This is a genomic window from Kitasatospora sp. NBC_01266 (assembly GCF_036242395.1).
Taxonomy (GTDB): domain Bacteria; phylum Actinomycetota; class Actinomycetes; order Streptomycetales; family Streptomycetaceae; genus Kitasatospora.
Genome location: NZ_CP108458.1, coordinates 2,628,174 through 2,646,502, shown reverse-complemented (window position 1 = coordinate 2,646,502; position 18,329 = coordinate 2,628,174). Strand labels below are relative to the sequence as shown.

General features: G+C 73.6%; 12 protein-coding genes. 9 read left to right on the top strand and 3 right to left on the bottom strand.

Features of this window, described 5'->3' with window-relative positions:
• Nucleotides 1-128 precede the first annotated feature (128 nt).
• A complete protein-coding gene (locus tag OG403_RS11140) occupies nt 129-1,208 on the top strand; it encodes an endonuclease/exonuclease/phosphatase family protein (RefSeq protein ID WP_329563670.1) in 1,080 nt (359 codons plus the stop codon).
• 22 nt (nt 1,209-1,230) lie between these two features.
• Here the strand turns inward: OG403_RS11140 and OG403_RS11135 are convergent, their stop codons facing one another.
• A complete protein-coding gene (locus tag OG403_RS11135) occupies nt 1,231-2,958 on the bottom strand; it encodes an NAD+ synthase (protein ID WP_329563668.1) in 1,728 nt (575 codons plus the stop codon).
• Between the two features lie 218 nt (nt 2,959-3,176).
• Here OG403_RS11135 and OG403_RS11130 point away from each other — a divergent pair, with 218 nt between their 5' ends.
• From OG403_RS11130 to OG403_RS11120, 3 genes are all read left to right on the top strand, one after another.
• The gene (locus tag OG403_RS11130; RefSeq protein WP_329563666.1) at nt 3,177-4,538 is read left to right on the top strand and encodes a glutamine synthetase family protein; all 1,362 of its coding nucleotides are present in this window, start codon (nt 3,177-3,179) and stop codon (nt 4,536-4,538) included.
• 234 nt (nt 4,539-4,772) lie between these two features.
• Nucleotides 4,773-6,074 carry a DUF7927 domain-containing protein gene (locus OG403_RS11125; protein WP_329563663.1) on the top strand — a complete coding sequence of 434 codons (1,302 nt, stop codon included), beginning with the start codon at nt 4,773-4,775 and terminating at the stop codon, nt 6,072-6,074.
• A gap of 145 nt (nt 6,075-6,219) precedes the next feature.
• Nucleotides 6,220-9,246, top strand: coding sequence for a bifunctional [glutamine synthetase] adenylyltransferase/[glutamine synthetase]-adenylyl-L-tyrosine phosphorylase (locus tag OG403_RS11120; RefSeq protein ID WP_329563661.1), 3,027 nt, complete (start codon nt 6,220-6,222; stop codon nt 9,244-9,246).
• A gap of 54 nt (nt 9,247-9,300) precedes the next feature.
• Here OG403_RS11120 and OG403_RS11115 read toward each other — a convergent pair whose 3' ends face one another.
• Entirely contained in the window at nt 9,301-10,263 is a 963-nt protein-coding gene (locus OG403_RS11115; protein ID WP_442910900.1) for a phosphatase PAP2 family protein, read from the bottom strand.
• 365 nt (nt 10,264-10,628) lie between these two features.
• Between OG403_RS11115 and OG403_RS11110 the strand changes: the two genes are divergently transcribed.
• Nucleotides 10,629-12,059: a helix-turn-helix transcriptional regulator gene (locus OG403_RS11110; protein ID WP_329563659.1), complete on the top strand. Its 1,431-nt coding sequence runs from the start codon at nt 10,629-10,631 to the stop codon at nt 12,057-12,059.
• A 158-nt stretch (nt 12,060-12,217) separates the two neighbouring features.
• Nucleotides 12,218-13,339 (top strand): tetratricopeptide repeat protein, encoded by a 1,122-nt coding sequence (locus OG403_RS11105; protein ID WP_329563657.1) that lies wholly within the window; start codon nt 12,218-12,220, stop codon nt 13,337-13,339.
• 40 nt (nt 13,340-13,379) lie between these two features.
• On the opposite strand, the gene OG403_RS11100 is transcribed toward OG403_RS11105, so the two are convergent.
• Entirely contained in the window at nt 13,380-14,123 is a 744-nt protein-coding gene (locus OG403_RS11100) for an SDR family oxidoreductase (protein WP_329572246.1), read from the bottom strand.
• Nucleotides 14,124-14,322: 199 nt separating this feature from the next.
• Between OG403_RS11100 and OG403_RS11095 the strand changes: the two genes are divergently transcribed.
• From OG403_RS11095 to OG403_RS11085, 3 genes are all read left to right on the top strand, one after another.
• Complete coding sequence (locus tag OG403_RS11095; protein ID WP_329563655.1) at nt 14,323-15,585, top strand: ROK family transcriptional regulator; 1,263 nt, start codon at nt 14,323-14,325, stop codon at nt 15,583-15,585.
• Entirely contained in the window at nt 15,582-16,730 is a 1,149-nt protein-coding gene (locus OG403_RS11090; protein WP_329563653.1) for an enolase C-terminal domain-like protein, read from the top strand. The genes OG403_RS11095 and OG403_RS11090 overlap by 4 nt, the downstream gene beginning before the upstream one ends.
• A 270-nt stretch (nt 16,731-17,000) precedes the next feature.
• Nucleotides 17,001-18,050, top strand: coding sequence for an alpha/beta hydrolase (locus tag OG403_RS11085; RefSeq protein WP_329563651.1), 1,050 nt, complete (start codon nt 17,001-17,003; stop codon nt 18,048-18,050).
• Nucleotides 18,051-18,329 lie beyond the last annotated feature (279 nt).

Sequence of the window (18,329 nt, the reverse complement as noted above, 5' to 3'; positions counted from 1 at the left end):
GTCCGGTGGAACCCGGGCTGGCGTCCCGCGCGTCTGTCTCCGCATAGGCTGGGCCGAAGATCCTGTTAAGGCTGGATAAATCCGGCGCGGCCTGGACAGGTACCGGACGACCGACAAGGGGTCACCAGATGACGCAGGCCGAGCAGGAAGCGGCGCCGCCGGACGGCGCCGCGGCGGCCACCGGCGCGAGCGCCCTCACGGCGGCCGACGGGCAGCCCGGCTCCGGTTCCGCCCGCCGCCGGCCCTGGGTGCTCGACTGGGGCAAGGACCGCCGCGGCAGCTCGACCTGGCGGCGCGGCTGGGTGAGCGCGGCGTTCGGCGCCCTGCTGGCGCTGCTGCTGGGCCTGCACCGGCAGGTGCCCAACTCCTTCGGCAACTTCGGCAGCCTGCTGGAGACCTTCCTGCCCTGGCTGGGCCTGTTCGTCCCGGTGCTGCTGCTCACCGCGCTGCTGCGCCGCTCGGCCACCGCGCTGATCGTGCTGCTGCTGCCCACCGTGCTCTGGTTCGGGCTCTTCGGCGGGCTGCTCGGCGACAAGGGCACCGGCAAGGGCGACTTCACCGTGCTGACCCACAACGTCTGGGCCGCCAACCACGACCCGCAGAGCACCGTCCGCCTGGTCAACGGCTCCGGCGCGCAGATCGTCGCGCTGGAGGAACTGCCGGCCGGCGAGCTGTCCCTGTACACCAGCGGGCTGGCGCCGGTGTACCCGTACCACGTGGTGGAGGGCACCGTCGGGCTCTGGTCGAAGTACCCGATCAGCGGTACCCGGGTGGTGGACATCAAGATCGGCTGGACCCGGGCCTTCCGCAGCGAGGTGGCGACCCCGCAGGGCCCGCTCGCGGTCTACGTCGCCCACCTGCCCTCTGTCCGGGTGAAGTTCGACAGCGGTTTCACGGCCGGGCAGCGCGACGTCAGCGCGCAGGCGCTGGGCGACGCGATCCAGGCCGAGCCGCTGGGCCACGTGCTGCTGCTAGGCGACATGAACGGGACGATGAACGACCGCAGCCTGGCCCCCATCACCTCGCAGCTGCGCTCGGCCCAGGGCACGGCGGGCTCCGGCTTCGGCTTCAGCTACCCGGCCCAGTTCCCGATGGCCCGGATCGACCAGATCATGAGCCGCGGCATGCGGCCCACCGACTCCTGGGTGCTGCCGGAGGACGGCAGCGACCACCGGGCGATCGCCGCCGACTACCGCTACAACCGCTGATGCAGCCGCTGAGGGCCCTTCACTACCCCCGGCGCCAGCCGTTGGTGATGGGCAGCCGGCGGTCCCGCCCGAAGCCCTTGGGCGAGATCTTCGGGCCCGGCGGGTACTGCCGCCGCTTGTACTCGGCGCCGTCCACCAGCCGCACCACCCGGTCCACCACGGCCGCCTCGAAGCCGCGCGCCACGATCGCGTCGCGGCCCTGGTCGCCCTCGATGTAGGCGTCCAGGATGGTGTCCAGCAGGTCGTAGTCGGGTAGCGAGTCGGTGTCCACCTGGTCCGGGCGCAGCTCGGCGCTCGGCGGCTTGAGGATGGTGTTCTCCGGGATCGGCGGCACCTCGCCGCGCTCGACGGCGGCCTCGTTGCGCCAGCCGGCCAGCCGGAAGATCAGCGTCTTGTAGACGTCCTTGATCGGGCCGAAGGCGCCCACCGAGTCGCCGTACAGGGTCGAGTAGCCGACCGCCAGCTCGCTCTTGTTGCCGGGCGCGAGCACGATGTGCCCCTCCTGGTTGGAGATCGCCATCAGCAGCGTGCCGCGCAGCCGGGACTGCAGGTTCTCCTCGGCCAGCCCGGTCAGCCCGAGCGAGTCCATGTAGGCGTCGAACATCGGCGCGATCGGCACGGTGCGGAAGTGCAACCCGGTGCGCCGGGCCAGCTCGGCGGCGTCGTCCCGGGAGTGCTGCGAGGAGTACCGGCTGGGCATCGAGACGCAGTGCACGTTCTCGGCGCCGATCGCGTCCACCGCGATGGCCGCCACCAGTGCGGAGTCGATGCCGCCGGAGAGGCCGATAAGTACCGACGTGAAGCCGTTCTTGCGCACGTACGCCCGGGTGCCGGTGACCAGCGCGGCGTAGATCTCCGCCTCGTCGCTCAGCCGGGGCGCGATCCGGCTCGCGACCGCCTGCGGCGCCCCGGCCGCGCCGGTGGTGAGCTCGGTGCGCACCAGGCGCAGCCCGTCGCTGAACAGCGTGCCGTCGGCGTCCTGCGCGCTCGCGGCCGGCAGCTCCAGGTCCACCACCAGCAGGCTCTCCTCGAACTGCGGCGCGCGGGCCAGCACCTGCCCGGCCGCGTCCACCACCAGCGAGTCGCCGTCGAAGACCAGCTCGTCCTGGCCGCCCACCATGTTCAGGTACGCCAGCGGGCAGCCCGCCTCGGCGGCCCGGCGCCGCACCAGCGCGAGCCGCTCGTCGTCCTTGTTCCGCTCGTACGGCGACCCGTTGACCACCAGCAGCAGGCCGGCCCCGGCCTCCCCGGCGGCCCGCGCCCGGCCGCCCTCCTGCCAGATGTCCTCGCAGATCGCCAGCGCCACGTCCATGCCGTCCACCCGCAGCACCGGCAGCTGGTCGCCCCGCTCGAACCAGCGGTACTCGTCGAACACCCCGTAGTTCGGCAGGAAGTGCTTGGCGAACCGGGTCACCACCTGCCCGTCGTGCAGCACGGCCGCGCAGTTCTGCGGGCGTGCGGTCGCCTGGGACCGCCCCAGGTAGCCCAGCACCACGGCCGTCCCGCCCAGCCCCTCGGCCGCCAGCCGCCGCGCCAGCTCCACCAGCGCCGCCCGCGAGGCGTCCACGAAGGAGGCCCGCAGCGCCAGGTCCTCGACCGGATACCCGGTCAGTGCCATCTCGGGGAACGCGACCACCCGCGCACCGCCCTCGGCGGCCCGCCTGGTCCAGCGCACCACCTCCTCGCCGTTGCGCGCGATGTCGCCGACGTGCGGGTCGAACTGGGCCATGGCCAGGCGGAGATTCGGCATGGGACCAGTCTAATCGTCGTTCTGACGCTATGGGGGGTCGGGGACGGCACCGTCCGGCTCCACCGCCCGTCCCGATGCCGTTCCCGAGCTGTTCCGCCGCCCTGGGTGCCCCAGTGGTGCCGGAATCCGGAATGATGGGACGTAGTCGCTCGCCTGTCCGTTCGCGGGTGGGCCGTTTGCGTAACACGGGCGTAAAGAGCAGAGGTGAGACTGTCCCCATGGGCAAGCAGCAGGAGTTCGTGCTTCGTACGCTCGAAGAGCGTGACATCCGGTTCGTCCGGCTGTGGTTCACCGATGTGCTCGGCTTCCTCAAGTCGGTGGCGGTCGCGCCGGCCGAACTGGAGCAGGCCTTCGAGGAGGGCATCGGCTTCGACGGGTCGGCGATCGAGGGCTTCGCCCGGGTCTACGAGTCGGACATGATCGCCAAGCCGGACCCGACGACCTTCCAGATACTGCCCTGGCGCTCGGAGACCCCCGGCACGGCCCGGATGTTCTGCGACATCGCGATGCCGGACGGCTCGCCCTCCTACGCCGATCCGCGGTTCGTGCTCAAGCGCACCCTGGAGAAGGCCTCGGCGCAGGGCTTCACCTTCTACACCCACCCGGAGATCGAGTTCTTCCTGCTGAAGAACCTCCCGGGCGACGGCACCCCGCCGGAACCGGCTGACCAGTCCGGCTACTTCGACCACACCCCGCGCGGGGTGGGCCACGACTTCCGCCGCCAGGCGATCACCATGCTGGAGTCGATGGGCATCTCGGTGGAGTTCTCGCACCACGAGGGCGCCCCGGGGCAGCAGGAGATCGACCTGCGCTACGCCGACGCGCTCTCCACCGCCGACAACATCATGACCTTCCGCCTGGTGATGAAGGAGGTCGCGCTGGAGCAGGGCGTGCACGCCAGCTTCATGCCCAAGCCCTTCTCCCAGCACCCGGGTTCGGGTATGCACACGCACCTCTCGCTGTTCGAGGGCGACCGCAACGCCTTCCACGAGTCCGGTGCGGAGTTCCAGCTCTCCAAGGTCGGCCGCTCCTTCATCGCCGGCCTGCTGCGGCACGCCGCCGAGACCGCGGCCGTCACCAACCAGTGGGTCAACTCCTACAAGCGCATCTGGGGCGGCTCCCAGCGCACCGCCGGTGCCGGCGGTGAGGCTCCGTCCTACATCTGCTGGGGCCACAACAACCGCTCGGCGCTGATCCGGGTCCCGATGTACAAGCCCGGCAAGCAGGGGTCCACCCGGATCGAGGTCCGCTCCCTGGACACCGGCTGCAACCCCTACCTCGCCTACGCGGTCACCCTGGCGGCCGGCCTCAAGGGCATCGAGGAGGGCTACGAACTCCCCCCGGGCGCCGACGACGACGTCTGGGCCCTCTCCGACGCCGAGCGCCGCGCCATGGGCATCCAGCCGATGCCGCAGAACCTGGGCGAGGCGATCGACCTGATGCAGCGCAGTGAGCTGGTCGCGGAGACCCTGGGCGAGCACGTGTTCGACTTCTTCCTGCGCAACAAGCGCCAGGAGTGGGAGGAGTACCGCAGCGAGGTCACGCCGTTCGAGCTGCGGAAGAACCTCCAGGTGCTCTGACGTCACGTCAACTCCGGCGCTCCGGGCCCGTCCTCGTGATCGAGGGCGGGCCTTCGCTCTGCCCGGATTGGGCGGTACGGGTGAATTTTGCTGGCCGCCGATGGAGTGATCGGCGCGCTGATCGTATTTATCCGGGGGCGGTTTCATGATCGAGGTGATGTTCACTCGGTGTCGTGAAGGAGTTGCTGTGGGTTGCATCAGTAGACAGTCGGCGGGCCGTTGCGGGGTGGGGCGATGAGAGGCATGCGCCGCTGGATCGTTCCGCTCGTGGTGCTCTGCACCTCGAGCGCCGGCCTGTTGGCCGCCGCCCTGCCGGTGAGTGCGCAGGTGGAGCCGCCCGCCACGGTGGCGGCTGCGGCGGTCCCGGTGGCGGCCGGGCAGTCGGTTGCGCCGACCGCCACCGCTTCTGCGTCCGCGTCCGCCGCCGCCTCCGGATCACCGGCTGCGCCGAGCGCGCCTGACTCCCCGTCGGCCTCCGACTCCGCGTCCGCGCCGACCGGTTCTGCCGCTGCCTCTGAGGTCGCGTCGGCGTCCGGACCGGCCGCGCCGGCGGCTTCCGACTCTCCGGCAGCACCCGGGTCTCCGGCGGCACCTGACTCCCCGGCGGCTCCGGGTGCCCCGGCGTCGTCCGACACGCCCTCGACCTCGACCTCGGCATCGGCCTCGCCCGGGTCGACCGCCCCGTCCGCCGCACCCGCCGCACCCGCCGCACCCGCGGCTCCGTCGGCTCCCGCAGCCCCTGCGGCCACCCCCGCCGTCAGCGTTCCCGGGCCGGCCAGTGCCGCCCAGGGCAACCGGGACGACGACACCTACTGCCACCTGAGCATCCTCAAGACCGCCGACCGGACCTCCTACCTCCCGGGCCAGCGGATCACCTACACCATCACGCTCACCAACGACGGCCACCAGCCGATCACCGGCGCCGTGGTCACCGACGACCTCTCCGGGGACCTGGCCGACGGCTCGTACAACAACGACGCCACCGTCGGCGCCGGCCAACTCCGGTACCAGCAGCCGATCCTCACCTGGATCGGCGACCTGAACCCGGGCGACAGCACCAGGATCGTCTACAGCGTCACCGCCGCGGACCCGGACCAGGGGCCGATGCGGCTGCGCGACGCGGTCACCGGCCCGCAGTTCAGCAACTGCCCGACCGGGACCGAGCAGGGCTGCACCGTCGAGGTGCCCAGCAGCCCCAGCAGCCCCAGCTGTCCGCCGACCTCGCCCGGGGGTGGTTGGACGCCGCCCGGTGGTGGCTCCACGCCCCCCGGTGGCGGCTGGACCCCGCCCGGTGGCGGTTCGACCCCGCCCGGTGGTGGTTGGACGCCTCCGGGTGGCGGGTCCACGCCCCCTGGTGGCGGCTGGACCCCGCCGGGTGGCGGTTCGACCCCGCCCGGTGGCTGGACCTCGCCCGGGGGCGGCACCCTGCCGCAGACCGGTGCGGGCCTCACCCCGACGATGATCATCGGTTCGGTGCTGCTGCTGGCCGGCGGTAGCGGGCTGGTCCTGCTCTCCCGCCGCTCGCGGCGGCGCTGACCCTTCTTCAGTCGCGGGGCCCGACCGATCAGGTCGGGCCCCGCGGCAGTTGTGCGTCAGGGGCCCGTACCGGGGAATGAGTACCTAGGCTATGAGCTGATCATCAGATGAAGCACCAAGCCCGCACGTAGCACCGAGGAGCGCGATGACCACCGGTGGCAGCCGCTTCAGCAGGCCCGAGAACCGCCTGGTCCGGCGGGGCTTCACCGACCCCGAGGCGGCCGTCCGCCGACTGGCCGCCCCCGCCCTGCACGGGCTGGCCGACGACCCGATCCTGCTCGACGCGCTCGGCGCCACCGCCGATCCCGACCTCGCGCTGCTGGGCCTGGCCCGGCTGCTCGAGGCGCTGAACGAGGCCGAGCGGCACACCCTGCGCGACACCCTGACCGCCTCCAAGCCGCTGCGCGACCGCCTGCTCGGCGTGCTCGGCGCCTCCGCCGCGCTCGGCGACCACCTGGCCACCCACCCGCGCGACTGGCACGCCCTGGTCACCTTCGAGCGGCACGACATGCACCCGGGCATCCGGGACTTCCGTCGTGAGCTGGAGCAGCGGGTCCGGGACGCCGACGGCGAGCCGGCCGACGCGCTGCGGGCCGCCTACCGCCGCTGCCTGCTGACCATCGCCGCCCGCGACCTGAGTGCCACCATCGACCTGCCGCAGACCGCCGCCGAGCTCGCCGACCTGGCCGGCGCCACGCTGCGCACCGCGCTGGAGATCGCCGCCGAGCAGGAGCCGGAGGCCGCCGACGCCTGCCGGCTCGCGGTGATCGCCATGGGCAAGTGCGGCGGGCGCGAGCTCAACTACGTCTCCGACGTGGACGTGATCTTCGTGGCCGAGCCGCGCGAGGGCGCCGAGGAGCAGGCGGCGCTGCGGGCCGCCACCCGGCTCGCGGCGGCCATGATGCGGCTCTGCTCGGACACCACCCGGGAGGGCACCATCTGGCCGGTGGACGCCAATCTGCGTCCCGAGGGCCGCAACGGGCCGCTGGTGCGGACCCTGGCCAGCCATCTCGCGTACTACCAGCGCTGGGCCAAGACCTGGGAGTTCCAGGCGCTGCTGAAGGCCCGCCCGGTGGCCGGCGACACCGAGTTGGGCGAGGCGTATGTCGCGGCGCTGGCACCGCTGGTCTGGCAGGCTGCCGAACGTGAGAACTTCGTGGTGGACGTGCAGCAGATGCGCCGCCGGGTGATCGAGGCCATCCCGGCCGTCGAGCTGGACCGCCAGCTCAAACTCGGTCCGGGTGGCCTGCGCGACGTCGAGTTCTCGGTGCAGCTGCTGCAGCTGGTGCACGGCCGCACCGACCCGGCGCTGCGCAGCGGCAACACCCTGGAAGCGCTGGCCGCCCTCTCGGCCGGTGGCTACGTCGGCCGGGCCGACGCCGCCTCGCTGGACACCGCCTACCGCTTCCTGCGCACCCTGGAGCACCGGATTCAGCTGCACCGGCTGCGCCGCACCCATCTGATGCCCAAGGATCCGGCCGACCTGCGGCGGCTGGCCCGCTCGCTGGCCGCGATGATCAACGACGACACCCGGGCCGACCCGCTGGCGGCGCTGGAACGCGAGTGGAAGCGGCACGCCCTGGAGGTGCGCCGGCTGCACGAGAAGCTCTTCTACCGTCCGCTGCTGGCCGCCGTGGCCGAGTTGTCGGCCGGTGAGGCGATCATCCCCGGCACCCAGGCGATGAGCCCGGTGGCGGCCGAGGAGCGGCTCAAGGCGCTCGGGTTCGCCGACCCGTCGGCCGCGCTGCGGCACCTGGGCGCGCTGGCCAGCGGGGTGAGTCGGAAGGCCGCCATCCAGCGCACCCTGCTGCCGGTGCTGCTGGCCAGGTTCGCCGACTCCGCCGACCCGGACGCCGGGCTGCTCGGCTTCCGCCAGGTCTCCGACGCGCTCGGCCGCACCCCGTGGTACCTGCGGCTGCTGCGCGACGAGAGCGCGGCGGCGGAGGGCCTGGCCCGGATCCTGTCGGCCGGGCGGCTGGCCCCCGACCTGCTGCTGCGCGCGCCCGAGGCGGTGGCCATGCTGGGCGACGCGCAGGGCCTGGAGCCGCGCGGGCGGGTGGTGCTGGAGCAGGAGATCCGCTCGGCGGTCGGCCGGGCGCCGAGCGCGGCGGCGGCGGTGGCCGCCGCCCGCGCGGTGCGCCGCCGCGAGCTGTTCCGCACCGCCGCGGGCGACCTGCTCGGCCGCCACGGCGCGGAGCCGGACCAGGCCCTGGAGACCACCGCGAACGCGCTCACCGACCTCAACGCCGCCACCCTGGCCGGCGCGCTGGCGGCCTGCACGGCCGGCTGGGAGCAGGCGCACGGCGAGGCCTTCCCGGCGCGGCTCGCGGTGATCGCGATGGGCCGGTTCGGCGGTCACGAGCTGGGCTACGGCTCGGACGCCGACGTGCTCTTCGTGCACGAGCCGCTGCCGGGCACCGAGTACGACGCGACCGCCGCCGCCCGCGCGGTCTGCAACGAGCTGCGCACCCTGCTGGCCGCGCCGTCCACCGAACCGCCGCTGCTGGTCGACGCCGACCTGCGCCCCGAGGGCCGCCAGGGCCCGCTGGTGCGCACGCTCGGCTCGTACGCGGCGTACTACGCGCGCTGGTCCCACGTCTGGGAGAGCCAGGCGCTGCTGCGCGCCGAGCCGGCGGCCGGCGACGCCGAGCTGGGGGAGCGGTTCCGGGAGCTGATCGACCCGCTGCGCTACCCGGCGGCGGGCGTGCCCGAGCGGGACCTGATGGAGATCCGGCGGATCAAGGCGCGGATCGAGAGCGAGCGGCTGCCGCGCGGGGCCGACCCGACCACCCACACCAAGATCGGGCGCGGCGGCCTGGCGGACGTCGAGTGGACGGTGCAGCTGCTCCAGCTCCAGCACGGTCACGAGGTGGCCGGGCTGCGCACCACACGCACCCGTCAGGCGCTGCTCGCGGCGGCCGGGGCGGGCCTGCTGGCGGGCGAGGACGCGGCGGTGCTGGACACCGCCTGGGTGCTCGCCTCCCGGGTGCGCGGCGCGGTGATGCTGGTGCGCGGGCGCCCCGGTGACAGCTTCCCGAGCGAGCCGCGGGAACTCGCGCAAGTGGCCCGCTACCTCGGATACGGGGCGGGCCACAGCGGGGAACTGGTGGACGACTACCGGCGGGCCACCCGGCGGGCCCGTTCGGTGGTGGAGCGGCTCTTCTACGGCTAGCCGCCGCGGCTGGGGCGTCGGCGGTGGCGCCGAGGCCTCAGCCGGTGTGGCGGCTCAGCGCTGGGAGCCGACGCCCACCGGGGTGGGCCGCTGCTCGGGCACCGCGGCCTGGGCCTGCCAGGAGGCCGGGATCTGCGGGAACTGGTAGGCCCAGCGGTGGTAGATCAGCCGGGTGACCGCGAAGCCGAAGGCCAGGCAGATCAGGCCGCCCACCGCGTCCATCCAGTAGTGGTTGGCGGTGGAGATGATCACCGAGAGGGTGAAGAGCGGGTAGATCAGCCCCAGCGCCCGCACCCACTTGCGCTCGGCCAGGAAGAAGATGGTCAGCCCGCACCAGGTCGACCAGCCGATGTGCATCGAGGGCATCGCGGCGAACTGGTTGCTCACGCTGGCCCCCGCGCCCGAGGCCAGCGAGCCCCAGGTGTGGTGCACCTCGACGGTGTCCACGAAGCCGAGCCCGGCCAGCCGCGGCGGGGCCAGCGGGAAGAAGTAGAACCCGACCAGCGCGATGGCGGTGGTGATGAAGAGCACCGTGCGTCCGGCCGCGTAGCGACCGGGGTGGCTGCGGTAGAGCCAGACCAGCACGCCGATGGTGATGACGAAGTGCAGCGTCGCGTAGTAGTAGTTCATCCCCACGATCACCCAGGTCACCGAGTTGACCGCGTGGTTGATCGAGCGCTCCACGTTGATGCCGAAGAACTGCTCGGTGTGCCAGACCCACATCGCGTGCTTCTGGGCGACCACCGCCTGCTCGGGCACCGCGTTGCGCACCAGCGAGTAGATCCAGTAGCTGATGCCGATCAGTGCGAGCTCGAACAGCAGCCGGGGGCGGGCCGGACCGCGGCGCTGCGCCATGATCCGTCGCCGCAGTGAGTTGGCGGCACTTACGGCGGTGCTGCCGCTGGCTCCGTCCGTCACCTGTTCGGCCGATCGGGCCGAGGCTTGGACGGAACCACCGCTTCGCAGCCGGGCGGCGTCGTCGCCGTCCTGCGTCTGGATCTCGGTCGGTTCCCCCATGGACGAGAAGTCTGCCAGACGATCCGTGGCCGTCCGATCATCCTCTGGTCGTGGATTCTTCACCGGCTGTCCTCCCTCAGTGCGACTCGGCTGCCCCCGACCGGGGTGGGGGAGGCGGCACAGTACGCGCGGGTAGCGCGCGTCAGAGGGGCACACATGCGTTCCATTGTTACCCGTTCGCAATGCCGGGGGCGAGGCGGGGTCCCGGTTGCGGAGCTGATCAGCGCCGGGGCGGCGCATCACCCGGACGGCTTGTCGCGAGGTCCGCCGGCCCGAGTCGTGCTCGAGGCGCGCTGGTGCCGGGGCACCGCGTGCCGATCATTCCGTCCACGGGTCTTGGAGTGACGTTGTCAATCCTGTAAACAATGGAGTCAAGTGACTCGGTGCGCGGCTGCGCCGGGACGGCCGAGGCAAGGGCGGGCATGGAATACGCGCAGGACGCCACAGCGGAGATCGGTCGACGGCTGCGTGACCTGCGTCGTGAACGCGGGCTCAAGCAGAGCGATCTGGCCGGTGAAGGCATGTCGGTCAGCTACCTGTCGCTGCTGGAGTCCGGCAAGCGTCCCGTCACCCCGGTCATCCTGCGCCGGCTGGCCGCCGAACTCGACTGCACGGTGGAGTACCTGCGCACCGGAGCGGCGAGCGACCAGGAACTGGAGCGCCAGCAGCAGCTGCTGCTCCGCACCACCTTGGCGGAGCTGGCGCTGCGCGGCGGCGAGCTGGGCGCGGCGCTGGCGGCCTGCGACGCGGTGCTGGCCGAGGAGCCGCCGGCCGATCCGGCCACCCGGCGCCGGGCCGAGATCGCCCGCGCCGACGCGCTGGAGCGGCTGAACCGCCCGGCCGACGCGTTGGCCGGGCTGCGCGAGCTGTACCGCGACGAGGCGCTGGGCCCCGGGTCCGCCGAGTGGCTGCGGCTCGCGGTGGCGCTCTGCCGCTGCCACCTGCTGGCGGGCGAGCCGGCCAGCGCCGTGGAGTTCGGCCGGGCGGCGCTGGCCCGGCTGGACGCGGTGCTCGCCCCGCCCACCGAGGACCACCTGGGCCTGGGCGTGGTGCTGATCGAGGCGCACCACCGCGCCGGTGCGCTGGCCGCGGCCAAGGAGCTGGCCGACCGGCTGCTGCCGCACGCCGAGCGCGCCGCCTCCCCGGCCGCCCGCGCCACCGCGTTCCGGCAGGCCAGCCGCCGGGCGCAGCAGCGCGGCGAGACCGCGCTGGCGCTGATCCTGGCCGAGCGCGCCCTCGCGCTTCCCGCCGAGGACGAGCTGGCCCGCCATCTGGGCCTGCTCAAGGCCGGCTACGGCTCGCTGCTGCTGGACGGCCCGGCACCGGAACCCGGGCAGGCCAAGAAGTACCTGGCCCTGGCCGGCACCGAACTCGCCCGCTGCGGGCGCCCGCTGGATCGGGCCGGCTGCGAACTCAGCCTGGCCCGAGCGGATCTGATGCTCGGTCAGTACGCCGACGGGGCCGCCCATGCGGAGCGTGCGCTGGACCTGGTGGGTCGCCAGTACAGCGGGCTGGGCGTCTGGGCCTGGCTGCAGTTGGGCGAGGCCCGCCGGCTGCAGGGCCAGGAGCAGGCGGCCACCGCGGCGCTGCGCACGGTGGAACTGCTGCTCGGTGAGGCCGAGGCGCGACTGGCCGGTGGGCGGGAGCGGGCCGAGGCCTGGCGGGCGCTGGGTGACCAGTGGCTCGGGCACGGCTGCCCGGACGCGGCGATGAACGCCTACCGGCAGGGGCTCGCGGCGGCCGGCCTGTCGGGCGCCGCCCCGCTGCGCGCGGTGCTGCGGCCGTCCGAACCGTGACCGTGACCGTGACCGTGACCGTGACCGGGCGCCTGGTGCCGGCCGGGTCGGTGGATCGCCGGGGTTGGCCGGACAACCGGTGGGTAGCCTGACCCGGATCCGCGAACCCGGCAGCTGCCCGTCGCCGACCCGGCCGACCGCAGAGGGGGACAGGCCCTGTGACGCTTCGGTTGGAGACAGCCTTCGCCGAACTGGCCCTGCGCAACGGCGGTGACGCCGAGGCGCTGGCGGTCTTCGGGCGGGTGCTGGCCGCCGACCCGCCGCCGGATCGGCCGACCGCCCGCCGGGCCCGGCGGGGCCGGGCCTGGGCGCTGGAGAAGCTGGGCCGCCCGGCGGAGGCGATCGAGGCCTGTCGCGCGTTGCTGGCCGAGCCCGACACCGAGTTCGGCAGCGCCGACTGGGCACTGCTCGCGGCGGCCCTGTGCCGCTGCTACCAGGACGTCGGTGATCAGGCGATGGGCGTGGACTTCGGCGAGCGGGCGCTGGCCGCGCTGGCCGAGCACCGGGCCGCCCCGCTGGAGGAGTACGTGCAGCTCGGCTCGGCGCTGCTGGGCTGCTACCTCGCGCGCGGTGACCTGGCCTCGGCCAGGCTGCTGGCCGAACGGCTGCTGCCGCTGGCCCGGTCCACCGGCTCCCGGGTGGCGCTCGGCACGGTGGAGTGGAACGCCTCGCTGATCGCCCGGCAGCAGGGCCGTCTGGACGAGGCGCTGGTCCAGGCCGAACGGGCACTGGCGTTGATGGCGGAGGCGGACAACGCCCGGCACCAGGGCGTGCTGCGCTGCAACCTGGCGCTGGTCCTGATCGCCAGGGGGGAGCCGGCGGCGGCGCTGGCCCTGCTGGTGGTCGCCTACCCGATCGTCCGGGAGAGCGCCACCATCCGCGAAGTCGTCTGCTGCGTCACGCTGCTGGCCGAGGCGCTGGTCCAACTCGGCAACCCGATCGAGGCCTTGGCGTGGGTCGAGCAGGGCGCCGGGCTGCTCGACGGGATCGGTGACCAGCTCTGGCAGGAGCGGGCGGCACTCGCGCTGGCCTTCGGGCGGGCCTACCTGGGAGCAGGGGAGGAGGCCCGGGGCGAGGCCGAACTGCGGCGCTGCGCACAGCTGCTGGGCCGGGCCGGCGGGCACCGATCGGTCGCGCTGCTCTGGCGCGGGCTCGGCGACTCCTGGGCGGAGCGGCGGCAGCGGGGGCCGGCGATGGCGGCCTACCAGTCGGCGTTCACAGCGCTGGGGATGCCGGCCATCCCGGCGGCCGTCCGGGGCCAGCGCCGGGCGGTGTCCTGACGCAACGTCAGACAGGCTCGGGAAGGTCGCCGTTCGGCTGTCAGCCGCGCCCGACGTAGGGCATGGTGGTGGCCAGCACGGTGGCGAACTGGATGTTGGCCTCCAGTGGCAGCTCGGCCATGTGCCGCACGGTGCGGGCGACATCCGCCACGTCCATGGTCGGCTCGGGCGCGATCCGTCCGTCGGCCTGGCGCACCCCCAGGTTCATCGCGGCGGTCATGTCGGTGGCGGCGTTGCCGATGTCGATCTGACCGCAGGCGATCCGGTACGGCCGCCCGTCCAGCGAGAGCGACTTGGTCAGACCGGTGACGGCGTGCTTGGTCGCGGTGTACGCGATGCTCTGCGGACGCGGCACGTGCGCCGAGATCGAGCCGTTGTTGATGATCCGTCCGCCCTGCGGCCGCTGCCGCTTCAGCTGGCGGAAGGCGGCCTGGGCGCAGAGGAAGGCGCCGGTCAGGTTGAGGTCCACCACCGCGCGCCAGTCCTGGTAGGAGAGGTCCTCCAGCGGGGTCTGCGGGCCGAAGGTACCGGCGTTGTTGAAGAGCAGGTCGACGCGTCCGAAGCGCTGGGCCGTCCCGGTGAAGAGCGCGTCCACCGCCGCCGGGTCGGTCACGTCGGTCGGGATGACGGCGGCCGGGGTGCCGCTCAGTGCGGCGGTCTCGTGCAGCGGTTCGGCCCGGCGTCCGGCCAGCGCGAGTTGCCAGCCGGCGGCGGCGAGTTCGAGCGCGACGGCGCGGCCCACTCCGCTGCCGGCTCCGGTGACGACGGCGATCTGCTGCGGCATCTGGTGCGGCATCTGGTGCTCCTCGGGCTGCTGGTGAGCCCGATGATGGCCGATCCGCTCATCGGCTGTCATTGGTAGGAGTCCACCGAACGGCGTCATCGGGCTGCGCGGGGGCTTGTCAGGACCGCCGAGGCTTATTAAGTTTCCGAAAGTTAGTAACCGGGGGAAACGATAGGGTGCCGGGAAGGAGGCGATCACCGTGATCAACCGCAGCGAGCAGCCCCAAGGGCTGATCACCCCCGGTCAGCGTGCCGAGTACATGCGGCAGGGCAACGCCTCCGCGGTGCTGCGCGCCGTGCTCGCCTACGGCCCCGTCTCCCGCGCCGAGATCGCCCGGCACACCGGGCTCTCCGCGCCCAGCGTCACCAAGCTGACCAGCACCCTGATCGACGCCGGACTGCTCGGCGAGCTCGCCCCCGTGGAACCCACCCAGGGCCGCCCCCGGGTGCCGCTGCGGGTCGACCCCGAGCGCACCGTCGCGCTGGGCGTGCACTTCGGCCTGCTGCGCACCACCTTCGGGCTGGTCGGCCTGGACGGGCGGGTGCTGGTGGAGCGCGAACTGGCGCACGGCGGCGCCCAGGAGCTGACGCCGCGCCGGATCGTCGCCGCCGCCACCGAGGGAGTGCGGGCCTTCCTGGACGAGAAGCTGGCCGGGCGCCGCCTGGTCGGCACCGGCGTCAGCATCGGCGGCTGGGTGGACGGTGTCCGCGGCCTGGTGGTCGAGCACGGGCCGCTGGGCTGGCGGAACGTGGACCTGCTGGCCGAGCTGGCCGGCCGGCTGCCGGGCCCGCTGGTGCTGGAGCAGACCGTGCGCGCCATCGCGCGGGCCGAGCTCTGGTTCGGCGCCGGGCGCGAGGTGGACGACTTCGCGCTGGTCTTCATCGGCAACGTGCTGGGCGCGGCGATCGTGGTGGACCGTACGGTGCACCGCGGCCCCGGCGCGGCGGCCGGCGGCATCGAGCACCTGCCGGTCACCGACGATCCGGCGGTGCGCTGCCCGCGCTGCGGGACCGGCTGCCTGAGCGTGGCGGCCGGCGATCTCGCGCTGGTCGCCGAGGCCCGCGCGGCCGGACTGCTGGACCCCGCCCCCAGCGGCCCGGCCGGCGGCTCGCTGGACCTGGAGCGCCTGGTGGCCGCCGCCCGCCCGGCCGGCTCCGGCAGCGGGGACGAGCGGGCCCAGCACCTGCTGCGCCGCCGCGCCCGCCGGGCCGGGCGGGCGGTCGCCACCCTGGTCGACCTGCTCAACCCGAGCCGGGTGGTGCTGGCCGGCGGCATCCTGGTGGCCGAGGAGTACCTGGACGACCTGCGCGCCGAGGTCGCCGAGCGCAGCCACCGCGGCGCCGCGGTGGCCGAGGACATCGTGCCCGCCGTGTTCGGCGCCCGGACCCTGGTGCGGTCCTCGGCGGTGCCGGTGCTGGAGCGGGTCATCACCGAACCGTTCACCTCCCTGGGGTTGCTGTGACCACGACCGTCGCACCGAGCACCACCCGCACGCAGTACGCCGAGCTGTACCGCTGCGCGGTCAGCGGGCGCACCGACTGGCTGCTGCTGCGGCTCACCGACCAGGACGGGGTGACCGGCTGGGGCGAGTGCTCCGACGCCGGGCCGCGCGCGGCGGTGCTGCGGGTGCTGGACGGGGACGGCGAGGTCGGGGCGTTCACCCGCCGCACGGTGCGCGGGGCGCTCGCCCAGGCGCTGGCCGACCAGGGCGCCCGGCGGGCCGGACTGCCGCTGTGGCGCTGGCTCGGCGGGCCGGACGCGAGGCCGTGCGGTGAGTCGTTCGCCGGGCCGTTCACCGGGCCAGCCCGAGGTGGGCCGATCGGCGAGCAGCCCGTCGCCGTGCCGCTGTACGCCGACCTCGACCGCGCGCCCGGCGGCCGGGCCCCCGCCGAGCTGGCGGCCACCGCGAGTGCCGCCGTGCTGGCCGGGTTCACCGCGGTCGAGCTCGCGCCCTTCGACAGCGTCGACGGCGACCGGCTGGCCCACCTCGGGCTGGCCCGGGTGCGCGCGGTGCGGGCGGCGGTCGGGCCGGACGTGCGGATCCTGGTGGACTGCCGCGAGCGCCTCTCGCTGGCCGAACTCTCGCCGCTGCTCGACCCGTTCGCCGAGCTCGGGGTCGGCCGGCTGGCGGACGGCGTGGGGATCGGGCGCCCGGCCGAGCTGGCCGAGCTGCGCCGCCGCACCCAGCTGCCGCTGGCCGGCGCCAAGTTCGCCGCCGCACCGGCCGAACTCGCGGCCGTCGACGGCCTGCTGGACGTGCTGCTGCCCGACGTCAAGCACGCCGGCGGCCCGTCGGCCGTGCTCGCGCTGGCCGCCGCGGCCGGCTCGGCCCGGGTCTCGCTGCACAACCCGGCGGGCCCGGTGGCCACCCTGCACAGTGCGCATCTGGCCGCCCTGCTCTGCGCCGAGTCGCTCGGCTTCGCCTTCGGCGGGGCCGCCTGGCGCCCGGAGCTGCTCACCGGCGCCGAGCGTCCGGTCGACGGTCGACTGGTGCTGCCCGCCGGCGCCGGTATCGGTGCCGAACCCGACCCGCGCCACCGCGCGCTGCAGCCGCTCTGGCACGGCACCGTGGCCGCGGCCGACCCCTGCGGTCCGACCGGTCACTGACCAGGTCGGCGGCGCCTCCCACAGGCCCCAGTGCGGCGCCGGGTGGTGATCCGCCGGGCGACCGGTCGACCGGCCGGTCGGCGGGGGCCGAACGGCTGGAGTTTTGCCAAACGGGTACCAATTGTTGGGTGGTGGGCCGCCAGGTCGCAACCATGGCAGCTACGGGCCGCGTCATAGGATCAACTTCACCGCGCGCCGACTCCGCCTGGGTCGACGACGCAGCCCGGAGCCATCACCCGGGCGCCACCCCTTACTCGGAAAGTTCCCCCCGTGCAGCCGCCGTTCGCCCGTCCACGTGCCGTCCTGTCCTCCGTCGCCGTCCTCGGCCTGGCGCTCACGCTCGCCGCGTGCGGCGGCGACAAGCCGGCGGCCAACGCCGCGCCGGCGGCCGCCGCCTCGGGCGGTGCGGCCGCGGGCGGTGCGGCCGCGGGCGGCTCGCCCTCGGCGGGCGCGAGCGCGGCGCCGTCCGGGGACTCGGCGAAGGTGCAGCTGCCGACCGGCCCCGCGACCCAGCTGACCAAGGCCCGCGACACCGCCGCCGGGCCGATCATGATGACCACGCTGGCCGGCAAGAAGTCCGGGGTCACCGCCAAGGTCTGGATCTGGCTTCCGCCGGAGTACAACGACCCCAAGTACGCCGACTACGGCTTCCCGGTGCTCACCCTCTACGCGGGCGGTCAGAGCAACGGCTACAACACCTGGACCGACGACCAGTTGCCGATCCAGGTGGCGGACGAGGACCTGGTCAAGCAGGGCAAGGCGCACCCGTTCATCATGGTGATGCCGGTGCAGAACCTGGTCGCCGACGAGAAGCAGACGCTGGACTGCAGCGACATCCCCGGCCAGCCGAAGATGGGGACCTGGATGTCCCAGGACGTCCCCGACTTCGTCCGGGCCAACTTCCGCACCCTGAAGAGCCGTGACGGCTGGGGCCTGATGGGCGCCTCCACCGGCGCGTTCTGCAGCGCCAAGATGGCGCTGCAGCACCCCGACCTCTACAAGGCCGCCGTGCCGATCGACGGCTACTTCGACCCGGACTCGGAGTTCTGGAAGGGGCACGAGGCGGATCGGCTGGCGAACAGCCCCGACGTGCTGGTCGGTCAGAGCAAGGCCGACGTGAGGATGCTGGCCACGGCGGGCGGGGCGACGCCGGACGAGGTCAAGCTGGTCAAGGCCTGGGTGGCGAAGGCGGCGCCGCCCACCAAGATCGACTACTACGAGCAGCCCGGCGGCAAGCACCTCACCTCGCACTTCAAGAAGATGATCCCGGACACCCTGCAGTGGCTGACCCAGAACATGGCGGGGCCGACCCCGGCCTGAGCTGATCTCCGGGATCCGGAACGGGCGGTGCTGACGAATTGTCAGCACCGCCCGTTCCGCGTTCGTACCCGTCCTGACCTGCACAGCAATCCGTCATTCATTCACCTCCGATCGACTGTGGCCACGCTGAACCCCAACGTCGCGCCGCCCGCCCGACTCACCCGCCGCGGGAAGCGCAACCTGGTTCCGACGCCCGCCATGACAGTCCTGAAGAGAGTGCCATGCAGCCGCATCTGCTTACCGTCCCCGCTCAGCGCGGTCCCAGTGAGGTGGCGCCGG

Excerpts from the sequence above, each read along its gene's own strand:
- OG403_RS11110 (WP_329563659.1), top strand. The coding sequence starts at position 10,629 with ATGGAGTCAAGTGACTCGGTGCGCGGCTGCGCCGGGACGGCCGAGGCA.
- OG403_RS11130 (WP_329563666.1), top strand. The coding sequence starts at position 3,177 with ATGGGCAAGCAGCAGGAGTTCGTGCTTCGTACGCTCGAAGAGCGTGAC.
- OG403_RS11120 (WP_329563661.1), top strand. The coding sequence starts at position 6,220 with ATGACCACCGGTGGCAGCCGCTTCAGCAGGCCCGAGAACCGCCTGGTC.
- OG403_RS11135 (WP_329563668.1), bottom strand. The coding sequence starts at position 2,958 with ATGCCGAATCTCCGCCTGGCCATGGCCCAGTTCGACCCGCACGTCGGC.
- OG403_RS11140 (WP_329563670.1), top strand. The coding sequence starts at position 129 with ATGACGCAGGCCGAGCAGGAAGCGGCGCCGCCGGACGGCGCCGCGGCG.
- OG403_RS11125 (WP_329563663.1), top strand. The coding sequence starts at position 4,773 with ATGAGAGGCATGCGCCGCTGGATCGTTCCGCTCGTGGTGCTCTGCACC.
- OG403_RS11100 (WP_329572246.1), bottom strand. The coding sequence starts at position 14,123 with ATGCCGCAGCAGATCGCCGTCGTCACCGGAGCCGGCAGCGGAGTGGGC.
- OG403_RS11115 (WP_442910900.1), bottom strand. The coding sequence starts at position 10,263 with ATGGGGGAACCGACCGAGATCCAGACGCAGGACGGCGACGACGCCGCC.